This window comes from Pseudomonas fluorescens (genome assembly GCF_041354075.1).
GTDB classification, from domain to species: domain Bacteria; phylum Pseudomonadota; class Gammaproteobacteria; order Pseudomonadales; family Pseudomonadaceae; genus Aquipseudomonas; species Aquipseudomonas fluorescens_CE.
Window position 1 is genome coordinate 84,468 of the sequence record NZ_JARZGC010000015.1, and the last position, 14,400, is coordinate 98,867.

The 14,400-nt window shown below is 60.9% G+C and carries 7 protein-coding genes and 1 pseudogene; 5 read left to right on the top strand and 3 right to left on the bottom strand.

Translation table 11 applies throughout. The features are described 5' to 3' along the window. Positions 1 to 27 precede the first annotated feature (27 nt). The 4 genes from pvdO (at position 28) to QIW53_RS18950 (ending at position 7,282) form a co-directional block, all read left to right on the top strand. Positions 28 to 906, top strand: a complete 879-nt coding sequence (gene pvdO, locus QIW53_RS18935; protein ID WP_371051165.1) for a dihydropyoverdine dehydrogenase — start codon at positions 28 to 30, stop codon at positions 904 to 906. Positions 907 to 1,162: 256 nt separating this feature from the next. Beyond that, the gene (locus QIW53_RS18940) at positions 1,163 to 2,827 is read left to right on the top strand and encodes a cyclic peptide export ABC transporter (protein WP_371051166.1); all 1,665 of its coding nucleotides are present in this window, start codon (positions 1,163 to 1,165) and stop codon (positions 2,825 to 2,827) included. After that, on the top strand, positions 2,827 to 6,987 hold the full coding sequence (locus QIW53_RS18945; protein WP_371051167.1) for an amino acid adenylation domain-containing protein: 4,161 nt from the start codon (positions 2,827 to 2,829) through the stop codon (positions 6,985 to 6,987). Before QIW53_RS18940 ends, QIW53_RS18945 begins: the two co-directional genes overlap by 1 nt. A gap of 124 nt (positions 6,988 to 7,111) precedes the next feature. Further along, a complete protein-coding gene (locus QIW53_RS18950) occupies positions 7,112 to 7,282 on the top strand; it encodes a hypothetical protein (protein WP_371051168.1) in 171 nt (56 codons plus the stop codon). Between the two features lies 1 nt (position 7,283). Here QIW53_RS18950 and QIW53_RS18955 read toward each other — a convergent pair whose 3' ends face one another. The 3 genes and pseudogenes from QIW53_RS18955 to QIW53_RS18965 all read right to left on the bottom strand — a co-directional run. Next, positions 7,284 to 9,761, bottom strand: coding sequence for a TonB-dependent siderophore receptor (locus tag QIW53_RS18955; RefSeq protein ID WP_371051169.1), 2,478 nt, complete (start codon positions 9,759 to 9,761; stop codon positions 7,284 to 7,286). Positions 9,762 to 10,363: 602 nt separating this feature from the next. Beyond that, positions 10,364 to 10,834 carry a hypothetical protein gene (locus QIW53_RS18960; protein ID WP_371051170.1) on the bottom strand — a complete coding sequence of 157 codons (471 nt, stop codon included), beginning with the start codon at positions 10,832 to 10,834 and terminating at the stop codon, positions 10,364 to 10,366. Between the two features lie 2,096 nt (positions 10,835 to 12,930). Next, a pseudogene (locus tag QIW53_RS18965) lies at positions 12,931 to 13,461 on the bottom strand (ShlB/FhaC/HecB family hemolysin secretion/activation protein); the annotation flags it as partial. Positions 13,462 to 13,977: 516 nt separating this feature from the next. Between QIW53_RS18965 and QIW53_RS18970 the strand changes: the two are divergent. Next, positions 13,978 to 14,280: a DUF3077 domain-containing protein gene (locus QIW53_RS18970; protein WP_371051171.1), complete on the top strand. Its 303-nt coding sequence runs from the start codon at positions 13,978 to 13,980 to the stop codon at positions 14,278 to 14,280. The last annotated feature ends 120 nt before the right edge of the window (positions 14,281 to 14,400 follow it).

Sequence of the window (14,400 nt, forward strand, 5' to 3'; positions counted from 1 at the left end):
CCCCATTCACTGGTGACGAGAGAAACGATGAACAGTGCGTTGCGTATTTTTTCCCTGAAGGTGTTCCCTGCCCTGGCGCTGGCCGCTGCCGCCCTGTTGCCCCTCGGTGCGCAGGCGGCCGCCATTGCACCGGGCAAAGTGTTCAAGGACTGCAAGGACTGCCCGGAAATGGTCGTGCTGCCGGCGGGCACTTTCACCATGGGCACACCCGAGGATGAAGTCGGCCACGAGCCCGATGAAAGCCCGCAGCACCCGGTGACCTTCGCCCACCCGGTGGCGATCAGCCGTTTCCAGGTGCTGGCCGGCGAATGGAACGCCTACCTGCGTGACACCGGCTACGTCATGCCGGACGGTGACGACCGCCCCGGCCGCGAGTGCAAGGCCGGCATTCCACGCTACGAATACACCGCCCGCCATCCGGCCGTGTGCATGGACCTGGAGGAAGCCACGGCCTATGTCGCCTGGCTGTCGAAAAAATCCGGCAAACGCTACCGCCTGGTGAGCGAATCCCTGCGCGAGTACGCCGCCCGCGCCGGCAGCAGCGGACCATTCCCCTTCCCGTTCGATGAAGGCAAGGAATACAGCATCGCCAGACACGCCAACACCTACGGGGCAGCCGACGGCTACAACTTCACCTCGCCGGCAGGACGCTTCCCGGCCAACGCCTTTGGCGTCTACGACATGCACGGCAACGTCTACGAATGGACGGCCGATTGCTACACCGAAAACTACGTGGGCGCGCCGAGCGATGGCAGCGCCTGGCTGACCGAGGACTGCAAGGTCCAGCGCCTGCGCGGCAACGACTGGGGCGAAGCACCGGTGTTCTCGCGCTCGGGCAATCGCAACGCCGCCTACGCCGACGCCCGTGGCGACTGGCTGGGCTTTCGGGTCGCGAGGGATCTTTGATCCGATCCCCTTCATCACTGTGGGAGCGGGCTTGCTCGCGATGGGCGTCAACGATGACGCGGGCTGCCTGATTGGCCGTGTTGTCTGGACCTCCATCGCGAGCATGCTCGCTCCTACAGGAGACTTCGGCCAACCCTCCATCGCCCGCCCCCCAAACAAACCCGTAGACGGCTAAATCATCGTCCACGGGTTTCGTCTTTTAACCAGCCAAACTCTTGAACCTTTGCCCTTGTCGGCACTTGAAGCGGAAACCCCCATGACCTCAAAACCCCGCGGAGCCATCAGTGAAGTCCTCGGCCTGCTCAGGCCTTACCGGGTCGTCGTGGTGGTGTCCATTGTCCTTGGCATGCTGGGTGGCCTGAGCATTACCGCGCTGCTGGCGACCATCAACGATGCCCTCAACGCCGACGGCAGCCCGTCCCTGAATGTGCTGCTGACCTTCATCGGCCTGTGCGCGGCGGCGCTGCTGACCTCGATCCTGTCCGACATCGGCACCAACCATGTCGGCCAGCACATCATCGCCGGCCTGCGCAAATCCCTGGGGGAGAAGGTGCTGCTGGCACCCATCGAGCAAATCGAACGCTTCCGCAGCCACCGCCTGATTCCGGTGCTGACCCACGACGTCGACACCGTCAGCGACTTCGCCTTTTCCTTCGCGCCACTGGCCATCGCCTTCACCGTGACCCTGGGTTGCCTGGGCTACCTGGCGTACCTGTCGTTGCCGATGTTTGCCTTGCTGCTGGTCGCCATCGTGATCGGCACGGTGGTGCAATACGTGGCCCGGGCCAAAGGCATCAAGGGCTTCGAAGCCGCCCGCGAAGCCGAAGACGAACTGCAAAAGCACTACAGCGCCATCGCCGCCGGGGCCAAGGAACTGCGTATCCATCGCCCGCGTCGCCAGCGCATGTTCAGCCAGCGCATCGAAGGCACGGCGGACTACATCTGCAACACGCACATCCGCTCGATCAACACCTTCGTGATCGCCAAGACCTTCGGCTCGATGCTGTTCTTCGTGGTGATCGGCCTGGCGCTGGCCCTGCAATCGTTCTGGCTGGGCACCGACAAGGTGGTGCTCAGCGGCTTCGTGCTGGTGTTGCTGTACATGAAAGGCCCGCTGGAATACCTGGTGACCACCTTGCCGGTGGTCAGCCGCGCCAACATTGCGTTCAAGCGCATCGCCGAACTGGCGGAACAGTTTTCTTCCCCGGAACCGCATCTGCTGCTGCGAGACACGGGCACCGAGAAGAAAGCCAGCGTGCAGCAACTGCAGATGCACGACGTGCACTTCGCCTTCCCCGCCGTCAAAGGCAGCGCCGCCTTCGAACTCGGCCCGGTCAACCTGACGATCAACCAGGGCGAAATCGTGTTCATCGTCGGTGAAAACGGCGGCGGCAAGACCACCCTGATCAAACTGCTGCTGGGTCTCTATGCGCCGCAACGCGGTGAAGTACGGGTCGACGGCCAGACGGTCGGCGCCGAAGGGCGAGACGATTACCGCCAGCTGTTCACCACCATCTTCGCCGACTACTACCTGTTCGATGAACTGGTGCAGGGCGACCAGCAGGTGCCGGAAGACGCCAACCGCTACCTGGAACGCCTGGAAATCGCCCACAAGGTCAGCATCCAGGAAGGCGCCTTCAGCACCACCGACCTGTCCACCGGCCAACGCAAGCGCCTGGCCCTGCTCAATGCCTGGCTGGAGGAGCGTCCGGTGCTGGTGTTCGACGAATGGGCGGCGGACCAGGACCCGGTATTCCGGCGAATTTTCTACACCGAACTGCTGCCCGAACTGAAATACCTGGGCAAGACCATCATTGTGATTTCCCACGACGATCGCTACTTCGACGTGGCCGATCAACTGGTCCGCATGGAAGGTGGGCGGGTCATCGCCCAACAGCAGCCTCTGGCCACGAGAGCATGATGAACGACCTGATCGATGACGACGTACTGGCGCTGCTGCTGGCAGAAGCCGGTGATCAACCCCAGGGCATCAAAGCCCGCGCCCAGTCTGCTCCGGCGCCCATGTCTTTCGCCCAGCAACGCTTGTGGTTCCTGCAGCAAGTGTCACCGCACAGCGCTGCCTACAACCTGCCCCGGCTTATCCGCATCAGCGGCACGCTCAACCCGCAACGCCTGGAAAACGCCCTGAACCAGGTGCTGGCCCGGCACGACATCCTGCGTACCGCGTTCCGCGAAATGGACGGCGTGGCGATGCAGGTGGTCGACGAGCAAGCCCGACTGGTCCTCGGCCATGAGGATCTCTCGGCCCTGGAGGAACATTCCCGCGCCCCTGAGATTGCGCGGCGCATCGAGGCTCAGGCCGGCACGCCGTTCGACCTGCGCCAGGCACCGCTGATGCGCGCGACCCTGCTCAGGGTCGGCGTCAACGACCAACTGCTGCTGATGGACATGCACCACATCGTTTCCGACGCCTGGTCCAATGCGATCCTGATGCAGGACCTGACCCGTGCCTTCGCCCAGGCCAGCGCCACCCAGGCTACGCCACTGCCGCGCCCGGCGATTCAATACGCCGACTATGCCGCCTGGCAACGGGATGAATACCTGCACGGCCCGGCGTGCGCCAACAGCGCCGCCTACTGGCAAGACTACCTGGGCAAACCGCTGCCGACCCTGGACATGCCGGTGGATTTTCCGCGCAGCGAGCAACACCGCCACCCGGCCGGGCACCACGACGTCCGGCTGCCGGACGAGCTGTGTACCACCCTGAACCGCTTCTGCCAGCAACAGGGCCTGACGCCCTTCGTGGTCGCCTTCGGGGCCTGGCAATTGTTGTTGAGCCGCTACAGCGGCCAGCAGGACTTCACCGTCGGCGTGCCCAACGCCACCCGCAATCGCAGCGAAACCCAGGAGCTGGTCGGCTACTTCGTCAGCAGCCAGGTGTATCGCGTGCGCATCGACCCACTGCTGCCGGCCATCGATTTCCTGCAACGCCTGCGCCGTGAATCCCTGGCGGCCCTGGATCACGGCGACTATCCACTGGAGTTGAGTTTCGATGCCCTGCAATTGCAGTCCAGCGCGCAACCCAATCCCCTGTTCCAGGTACTGTTCAACTGGCGCACCGACACCGGCGAGTCCGAGCGGATCGAACTGGACGGCCTGACCCTGGAGTTTCTCGACAGCGGTCCGAGCCAGGCCAAGTTCGACCTGGCGCTGGACGTCAGCTACTCGCGACACGGCATCGAGGCAAGCGTTGAATACAGTCGCGACCTCTACCGGTCGGCGACCATCGAGCGCATGACCCGGCACTGGCTGAACCTGCTCCAGGCGCTCATCGCCGAACCGGCCCGTACGCTGGGCGAACTGCCGCTGCTGGACGATGCCGAACGCCAGGTGCAATTGCGCCAGTGGAACCCACCGCTGTCGGCGCCGCCCGAGCATGGCGTGCATCAGTTGTTCGAACGCCAGGCACAGTCCACGCCGCAGGCGCTGGCGCTGATCTGCAACGACCTTGCCCTGAGCTATGGGCAGCTCAACGCCGCCGCCAACGAGCTCGCTCATGGGCTGATAGCCCAGGGGGTGGGGCCCGAGGTCCTGGTGGGGATCGCCGTGGAGCGTTCGGCGCCGATGATCATCAGCCTGCTGGCGGTGCTCAAGGCCGGTGGCGCGTATGTGCCGCTGGACCCGGACTACCCGCAGGAGCGATTGACCTGGATGATCGAAGACAGCGGCCTGAGCGTGCTGCTGACCCAGCAGTCGTTACTCGGCCGGCTACCGTCGCTGCCGGGGGTGCAGATACGCTGCGTCGATGAACTTGATGTGCGGGGCACGTTGAATGCGCTCAATCCACCCTGCCGGACGACGGGCAGCAACCTGGCCTACGTGATGTTCACCTCCGGCTCCACCGGTCGCCCCAAAGGCGTCGGCATCACCCAGGCGGCGTTGACCCGCCACGCCCAGGTGGCGCTGGAGTTTCTCGGCCTCACGCCGCAGGACCGCTCGCTGCAGTTCGCCACGTTCAATTTCGATGCCTTCGTCGAGCAGCTTTACCCGGCGCTGATCTGCGGCGCGTCCGTGGTGCTGCGCGGGCCGGACATCTGGGACAGTGCCACCTGGTATCGCGAATTGCTCGACAAGCAGTTCACCACCAGCGACCTGACCACCACCTACTGGAACATGCTGGCCAAGGACTTTGCTGCGGCCGGCCTGCGCGACTACGGTGCGTTGCGCCAGGTGATCGTCGGCGGCGAAGCCATGCCGCCGGAAGGCGTGGCGGCCTGGGGCGAGGCCGGGCTCGGGCCTGTGAAACTGCTCAACACCTATGGCCCGACGGAAACCACGGTCAGTGCCACCCTGCTCGATTGCAGCGACTACGTGACCGGACAGCTCGCTCTGCCCAAAAGCATGCCGATCGGTCGACCGCTGGCCGGACGAGCGATCTACCTGCTGGACAACGGCGGCCAGCCGGTCCCGGTGGGCGTTGTCGGCGAACTGGTGATTGCGGGCGACCTGCTCGCACGGGGCTACTTCAAGCGTCCGCAGCTCACCGCCGAACGTTTCATCCCCGACCCGTTCGACACCCGTGGTGGCGGGCGCCTGTATCGCACCGGCGACCTGGCGCATTATCGCGCCGACGGCGTGATCGAGTATGTCGGGCGCCTGGATCACCAGGTGAAGATTCGCGGCTTCCGCATCGAACTCGGTGAAATCGAATCCTGCCTGCTGCAATCGCCTGACGTCCGCGAGGCCCTGGTGGTGGCGCGGGAAGGTTCGGCCGGCATGCAACTGGTCGCCTACGTGGTCGCCCGCGATGCGAACCTGAGTGAGCCGCAACAACTCGCGTTGCGCGAAACCCTCAAGGCCGAACTCAAGGCCAGCCTGCCAGGCTACATGGTGCCGGCTTACCTCCTGGTCCTGGCGGCCATGCCCGTCAGCCCCAATGGCAAGCTCGACCGCAAGGCATTGCCGCTGCCCGACCTGAGTCAGGCCCAGCGCCCCTTCATCGCCCCCGAAACGCCGTTGGAGCAAGGGTTGGCCCAGCTCTGGCAGGAGGCGTTGCAGGTCGAGCGGGTCAGCCTCGACGACAACTTCTTCGAACTGGGCGGGCACTCGATCCTGGCCATCCAGTTCATCTCGGCGCTGCATGCCCGCCTCGGCATCAAGCTGGCGCTGCAACAGATGCTGGCGCACCCGACCATCGAAGCCCTGGCGCGGTTCATCGCCCTGGAACATCAACAGAACGTGCAATGCGTGGTCGAGCTCAATGCCTCGACGCCGAAGGCACCACCGTTGTTCTGCCTGCACCCCAGTGGTGGCATCGTGTTCTGCTACCAGCCCCTGGCGAAAAAACTGGCTGCCCACGCCAGGACGTATGGCGTGATGCACAAGGGCTTTGCCGACAAGGAGTCGAACCCGCAAAGCTGGGCCGAGATGATCGACGATTACAGCGCGCAGATTGTCGACAAACAACCCCACGGCCCTTATCGGCTGATGGGTTGGTCGCTGGGCGGCGCCATCGCCATGGACGTGGCAGCCCACCTCGAACGACAGGGCCGCGAGGTAAGTTTTCTCGGCCTGGTCGACACCACCCTGCCGGACCGTGACTTGCCGGCCGATCTGCCACGCAAACCGTTGGAAGACGACAACCCGAACCACCTCAGCCCGGAAAACGAGCTGCTGGCGGCCCTCGAAGTGTTCAGCCTGATGTTTGCGCACCTGGAAGAAGCCGCGTCGGCCTTCATCGCCGAACACCCGACGACCGACCTCAAGGCGTTCTATCAGTGGGCCAGCTCACAGACCGCCACCGGGGAGCAGGACCTGATCGCGACCCTGGAAGGCATCAAGCAGGAGATCATGAACGCCCAGGCCTACGCGATTCATGATCGCCTGGTGCAGGCGTTCGACGCCTTCTCGCTACCGATGCTCAAGGTCCAGGCCAGTTGCTGGTGGTCGCTGTCACACAAGACCCTGGAGCAAGTCCTGCACTCGGAACAGGTCCTCAGGGCCCACAGCGTGACCGGCCAATTGCAAGGCTCGATCCACTCCCCCCTGCCCCACCGCAGCATGATCTACAGCGAGCCGCTGCTGGCGTCGTTCACCGAGGTGTTCCTCAAAACCCTGTAGGAGCGAGCTTGCTCGCGAGGGTCGCCAACGATAATGCGGGCGGCCTGACACCCCGCAGCGGCCTCAGAACCATCGCGAGCAGGCTCGCTCCCACAGATGACCGCATACCCCTGTAGGAGCGAGCATGCTCGCGATGGTCGCCAACGATGACGCGGGAAACCTGACACCCCGCAGCGGCCCGGGTTCTTTCGCGAGCATGCTCGCTCCTACAGAAAAGCGACCGCGTCTGTGGATCCACAAAAAAAACGCAGAAGCCAAGGCTTCTGCGTTTTTGTTTTCAGCGGCGTTTCAGTGAATCAAAACTCCGGGGTGTACTTGACGCTGAACATCACGTTGCGTGGATCGCCGTAGTTGTTGTTGCCGTCAAACTGGTTGTAGCCGGCGGTGAAGTACGTCTTGTCTAACAGGTTGTTGGCGTTCATCGCCAGTTCGATCTCCGGCGTCAGCTGGTAACCGACCCGGGCATTCCATACGGTGTAACCCGGTACATTGACGTCATGATCGAAGCCCACTGTACGGGTCTGGGCGGTGAAGCCCAGGCCGGTGCTCACGCGGTTCCAGTCGCCACCCCACTGATAGTTACCCCAAACGCGCAGCATGTGTTTCGGGGTCCACCAACTGAAGATCTTGCCTTCGTTGGTTGGATCGTTCAGGTACTTGGTGGTGTTGTAGGTGTAGCCGGCAAACAGTTGCAGGCCGTCCAGCACTTCGCCGCTGATTTCGGCGTCGATACCCTGGCTACGCACTTTCCCCGAGGCCTTCGAGCAGTACCAGCCGTCGCAGATCTGCGGACCGTCCGTATCGAGGGTGGCGCGGTTTTCCTGGTCATAGCGGAACACGGCGAGGGAGGTATTGACCCGCCCATCCATCAACTCGCCCTTGAGGCCGATTTCATAGTTGGTACCGATGATTGGCTTGATCACCGAGCCACCCGTGTCACGTTCGGTCTGCGGCGTGAACACGTCGGTGTAGCTGGCATAAACCGCCCACTCGCGGCTCAGGTCATAGACGACGCCGGCGTATGGCGTGACTTCGCCGGTTTCGTTGGAGGTGCTGTCAGGGTTGGCCGTCAGGCTGGTCGCATCCTGGCTCCAGGACTTGTAGCTGTAGTCATACCAGCTGACCCGCGAACCGACTACAAAGGTCAGATCATCGATCGGCTTGACGCGCCAGCTGCCGTATAGGCCTTTTTGGCGAATGTCATATTTGCTCGGTGTGCCGAAACCGCCGGACTCGAGCAGGCCTTCGTAGCTGATTTCGGGACGGTTGTGATCGATATCAAAGATGTTGCCGGTGCCGCCATCGAAGGTGCGAGCGTATTTATCGTTGGAGGTGTACTTGGAGTAGTTGCCCCCGAACATGACTTCCTGCTGCATGGAAAAGGCTTCGAACTTGCCGGTGATGTTCGTGTCGATGCCGAGCTTGGTGGAGTCGGTGTCCGTCACGAAATCCGCATACTGCAAACCACCGCCATCGGGATCAAGTCCGTTACCGAAGGCTTGCGCCCGCTGGTTTTTCGCCTTGTTGGTTTCGCTCATGCGCACGGCGCCGATCTTGAAGGCCCAGTCTTCGTTGAAGCGGTGCTCCAGATCGGTGTAGAGCGTGGTGACGTCGATGTCCGTGTGGTTCCACTTCGCGCCCGTGTAGGTCTTGCGCGGCAGGTCGACCGGCTTGCCGTCCGCATAGCGCGGGAAACCACGAACGTTGCTGCGCGAGGTGCCATCGGAATTACTGACGGCAAAACCCAGGGTGGTGTCTTCGCTCAGGTCGAAGTCCAATGCGCCGTACAGCGAAGTGGTCTTGTACCACTCGGAATCGATGAACGAATGACTGTTGTCCTGATCGGCCACGAATCGACCGCGAATGGTACCGGTCTGGTTCAGCGGACCGCCCGCATCCAGCTGCAGACCGTAGTGATCCCACGAACCGGCCTTGGCGGTAATCGCCACGGTCGGCGCAATCTGGCCACGCTTGCGCACCATGTTCACCGCACCACCGGGGCTGCCCGTACCTTGCAGCAAACCGGAGGCGCCGCGCAGAATTTCCATGCGATCGAAAAAGATCAGGTCTTGCGTGGCCCAGTTACCCAGCGCATAGGTGTTGCGCGGGATTGGCACACCGTCGTACTGCCAGTCATCGATCTGAAAACCCCGCGAGCTGAGGATCATGCCCCGGCCCACACCCTGGGCGCCGACCAGACCGGTGGTCTTGTTCGCCGCATCCTTGAGGTCGACGATGTCCTGATCGTCCAGCTGCTTGCGGGTCATCACCGTGACCGACTGCGGAATTTCCTTCAGGGTATGAGTACCCTTGCCGATGGTCACGGCATTGGAAGTGTAAGAGTTGGAACCTTCGGTAGTGGCCTCGACGCGCTGCCCGTTGATGGTCGTAGCACCCAATTCCAGGCTTTCGCCCGTCGCGCCGCGCACCAGCATCAGCGTGTTGCCTTCGAAGCTGTAGCGCACGCCGGTGCCCTTGAGCAACTCGGCGATCGCCGCTTCCGGGCTGAGCTTGCCGCTGACGCGATTGCTGCGCAGGTCCGCCATCTCGCTGGCGTCGTACACCACCTGGCGGTTGGTCTGGTTGCCAAAGGCCTTCAGGGCCTGTGGCAGCGACTGCGCCGGAATGTTGATCGCGAACTCTTCAGCCATCACCTGCGCACTCAATGGCAACAGGCAAGCCATGCCCAACCCGGCCAGCGCGTGACGTGGACGAAAGCTTCGGGAAATGACCAAAGCCTTGAACAGAGGTTTCAACTCGAAAATTGCTGACATCGTGCTCTCTATTATTGGTAGAAGGATTAGACGGCCAACCGCTGCCCAGACCTCGTCACCACCGCCCATGCGCGCTTTTCAGCGGCACATCAGCCAACGGCCTGACCGAACCCCTCCCCGGGTAACGGTCGTCTGGACAACGGCAAAATTCTTGTAGCGCCGCACAAATCGGACACCTGAGGGCAACCTCGCCCCACCGGTTTTGCGTGCTCACAGAAGTGAGACGCAGCACCGGGGAAAAACCGGAATGAGATTTTTTATTATTTGCGATTATTTTTGCGAAGGTGGCTGTTCGACGCTTTTGTAGCGTCGAACAGCCAGGAGAGAAGCGAGTAAGCAGTGAAGACTTAATAGGAGGTACGTACGATAATTCCGAGCTGGGTAACGCCTATGCCATCAGCATGCTTCCTAGTTTTTAGCCTTGGGAACGGCCTTGCATTCGCCATGATCTTAATACAATGAGAGCAAGCTATGTGCTCCGTGCCGGATTAACCACCAGTGGAAACCGACATCCGGCTCTAAACTTCTTCTGCCTCTGTTCAGCACGCCCTGCCAATGCCTCGGCACAGCTTGCTCCAATGAGAGTCACCCTCAAGTCATTTTTAGCTTAAAGGTATCAACTCCAAGTCTTCGCTGGCAATTATCTCTTGGGGGATTTCTTCATAAACGAAAAGCTCATCCCCCAGATTCAAAATTGATAGACAGCAGTCACTTTCAAATAAAAAATTTATACCTATAATTTTTCCGCATGCAGATGATTGAATAACCGAGGCCGAAAGCAATCTAAGACCTATAAAATCAGCAAAACAACCATCATCGGAAATACAAAAATTAGTTAGCTCCCCATATTCGCCTAGGTCGCATTCGATAATAGGCTCATTAGAGAGACATAGCGTAAAGCCGTCACTGCCGCAATATATCCTGCCAGCCTGAGCATTTTCGAACTGAAGAGAAATCTCTTGAGGCGCTGAGCTTCTCTCTGAGCCAAACACGTGAAGTAGTGCATTCACTGATAGCAGCTTGTTCCCGACTACCCCCAAACACCAATCGGTCATAATATCCGGGAGACTCATCACTTCACTCCTCCCCTCAATGCTCGTTTTACAGATGGGTTTCCAATTACTCCGTCTTTCAGGATAGTCACGAATGTCCCGTTAGGTTTGGTAACGACGACATCATTACCCTTAATTCTGAAATATACATCTCCTCGCCTACCATTTGCACCTTGCCCGGAGAAAGTACCAGGAATTACTTTTTCTGGATTGTTCCCAATATCATTAATTCGATCAAGCAACATTTTGCGATCTGCTGGACTGGCCGCGTTGCCACCGTAATCCTTAACGTGCTTCCCGAGCTTTTTACCTATTTGGTTCGACTCCAACCTAAAAACGGCGCCTGCTCCCAAACCACTCACGGGTACAGAAGTGCTGCCAGGTTTGGGCAGTAGCCCAAGAATTTCCCCTTTCGCCCCAACTGCCTTTGCTGGCTGCCGCTCCGCGAGTGCACCCAAAACAGCATTGATGACACTTTTTGCTGGCCGAAGCCCCGTCAGCGAAAGCAGCGCATCATCAAACGTACTGTCCGGCAGTATCCCCTTACCTGCCAACACGGACAACCGCTCCGCCGCATCCGCCACACGGGAATGGTATGTGGAAAGACTGGTTATCTCATTCGAATACTTACCCGCCTGAGCTTGACCGTATTGCCTCCAACGCTCGTAGACCGCACCGCGACCGTAGCTGCCGTCGGCATTAAACAACGTGGAGTCTTCGGCCTGCTCCTTGGTGGCACCGAACGCATACACAGGCGCGCCGTTGGCCACGATCGGTTGCCCATCACTCCAGGTCAGGGGAATTTTCTGCGCAGCCAGTTGACTTACTGCGCCGTAAGCCACACCCATGTCTTCAGCGAAGGCCCCGGACTCGGGATCAGCTCCGCTTTGCATCCACAGCGCTGTCAGACGCTCCAGGCCTGCGGCGTCGACCTCGGCACCGGCCGCCACGAGTAGCAGGTCTTCCCATCGGGCACTCGATCTCGGCTGCCCTATCCGCTTGGCGAGCTCCGCCGCTTTTTGCTTCAGCAGCGGGATTTCCTGTTGTCTGTGCAATTGGCGGTTGAACAGCTCGACACCAACCGCACTGCTCCCCGCTGTAATGGCACCGGCTACCCCCTCCCCAGCGCTGACCAACGCGCCAAGACCACCAGCGATGAAGGCATTCAGATCCTTCTGCTCGGCGCTCGTCAGCCCACTTTTGCTCACTGCGTCGGCAACGAGTGGCATCAAGGAGGCCGAAGCGCCGGCTCCCAGAGCGCCACTGGCCGGGTTGCCGCTCGACAACCCCATCGCAGCGCCCGCCAAGCCGTGCAACATGGCGCGTGCGGCCCCGCCCTCGCCCCATGCGGCTCGCGTCACATTGTCAGTGGCGGCGTAGTGCTGCTTGTCGGCGTAATCGCCGATGACCTTGAACATGTCGTTGGCAGTAGTCTGCGCAACCACACCCACGGCCGTGATCCCGCCCACGTCTCCCAAGCTCACAGCAATCAAGCCCGCGGCTACATCGGCGAGGATTCGTTTGTCGCCACCCACATCCCAACTGTTGCGGTCACTGATGGCGGCCTGACGTTCCTCCTTGTTCGTGGCTGAACGGGCCCTGGCCTCTGCCGCTTGCTGCTCGGCGTTAGCCATTTTTCCGATGACGTTTTTCGCCAAAGCAACCGAGCCCTGGACTAGCGCCATGCGCTCCTGAATGGCCTTTTCATCAGGCGGCTTCAGTGCCTGATTGGCGTTGGCCGTATCGCGATTCAGGCCAACCAGATCATTCGCACCTTCCGCGCTGCGCACAATGAGCGTGCCTTCGCTGACCGCGCTGCGAGTGTTGCTTTGTTTCGATTCGGTCAGTGACAGCGGAATGCTGCCGCCCCCCGATAAACCCACCCCGCTGCCAGAAGACACCGTAACGCTGGCTGATTGAGCGTTGATCTCACGGGCATTTTTGATGTCGCTGACAATCAGCCGGTCTGTACTGAGCAGGTTTTTGTCAGCGGAAGCTTCACTGGCGATCACCGCACCGTTGAGCAGGGTGTTTTTGCCGACATTGATGTCGTAACCACCTTCGCCAGCGAACAAACCGCTCTGATCTGTGACTGCCTTGTAGTCGCTGTTCATGTTGCTGGCGGCAAGGCTTGCCGACGCCGCGACCATTGGTCCGGAGCAGATGGGAGGCACGCAGATGCTCGCACCTGCACCCGCGCCGCCACGGATAACGCCCTGGTCGTAGCCGACGCTGGCGCCGTATTCGGCGAAAGCCGTACGCAACCACTCAAGCGTCACCGGGCGGCTCCAGCGCAGGTCGTTGCGCCAGTAACCACCGCTGTCGCCTGCCAGCGATTGATCCTTGTAACCACGGATCGACGATTGCCCGCCCAGGCTGATGCGCTGCGGGCTGAACAACACATCTTCACTGTGCTGGCCGGTCATCAGGCTGGTGAAACTGAACGACTCGCCCCACAACTTGAACGGTTGCAGATACGTCGCGGTGGCGGTGTACTTGCGGTAACGCGCGTCCGGCATCGCGCCGCGAGGGTCGTGATTGCCCTGAGCATCGAAGGCGCCAATCCCCTGTTGCAGGCCCAGGTCGAGGTTGACGAAGGCGTTGCCGATGCGTCGGCCGTGGTTGATGCCGTATTGCAACTCGGTGAGGTCTGGCGTGAAGGGTCGATTGCTCGCCCAATGCCATGGGATATTTCCCGGTCAACTGTAGGAGCGGACTTGTCCGCGATGGTCGTGAACGATGACGTGGGCTGCCTGACACTCCGCGGGGTATTCGAATCCATCGCGAGCATGCTCGCTCCTACAGAGGATTGTGTTTAACCTTGCAGGCGAAATATCGGATGACGCCTACAACCCTTTGTAGGCAAACTCCGAATCTTGCGGTTGGGCACTTTGATGCCTTGTTGCGCGTTTCCTCGGCGGGCTAGTCTCCGGTCGTCGCTGACCCTTCAGCGACCGGGTGTGGTAACCCGTGAAACCGGCGCAACAGTGCACCAGTCACAAACACAGGCAGTTGTTATTGCCTGTGTTTTTGATATGGCGGCTGTGCGTGGGACGCCCTTGGGCGTGCCGGTTTCCTCGGTTCCCGGTTTACCACCCTGCGTACAGCTGCCACCCTTTCGTGTGGTAACGAAAAGGCAGCTCCTCGAACCCAGGAGTTAATCCATGAAGAATCCATCCGCCCCACCAGAACTGAAGACCATCGGCCTCACGCCGCTCATCTATTGCTCGAACCAACCCCTGTTCCACGTCACCCGCGATGTGCCGCTCAGCGATGCGCTGGCCATGGCTTCCGATTTCCTGTTTCTCGCCAAGGGGCTGACCCAGGATGCGGCCTACGCCCGCGACTCCGACCGGCATGCCTGGGCCGCGCATTACCTGACGCAGATGGGCAAGGCGTTGGTGGATGATGTGGTGAAAGTGCTGGAGCCCGCGCCAGAGCGAACACAGGCCGAATCCAAGAAATAAACCTGCCCCCATGTAGGAGCGAGGGAGACGCCTAGTCCTTGCTCGCTATGGTGGAACTGACACCGATGGGTGTCAGGCAGCCAGCGTCATCGTTGACCACCATCGCGAGCATGCTCGCTC

Excerpts from the sequence above, each read along its gene's own strand:
- pvdO (WP_371051165.1), top strand. The coding sequence starts at position 28 with ATGAACAGTGCGTTGCGTATTTTTTCCCTGAAGGTGTTCCCTGCCCTG.
- QIW53_RS18945 (WP_371051167.1), top strand. The coding sequence starts at position 2,827 with ATGAACGACCTGATCGATGACGACGTACTGGCGCTGCTGCTGGCAGAA.
- QIW53_RS18970 (WP_371051171.1), top strand. The coding sequence starts at position 13,978 with ATGAAGAATCCATCCGCCCCACCAGAACTGAAGACCATCGGCCTCACG.
- QIW53_RS18955 (WP_371051169.1), bottom strand. The coding sequence starts at position 9,761 with ATGTCAGCAATTTTCGAGTTGAAACCTCTGTTCAAGGCTTTGGTCATT.
- QIW53_RS18950 (WP_371051168.1), top strand. The coding sequence starts at position 7,112 with ATGCTCGCGATGGTCGCCAACGATGACGCGGGAAACCTGACACCCCGC.
- QIW53_RS18940 (WP_371051166.1), top strand. The coding sequence starts at position 1,163 with ATGACCTCAAAACCCCGCGGAGCCATCAGTGAAGTCCTCGGCCTGCTC.
- QIW53_RS18960 (WP_371051170.1), bottom strand. The coding sequence starts at position 10,834 with ATGAGTCTCCCGGATATTATGACCGATTGGTGTTTGGGGGTAGTCGGG.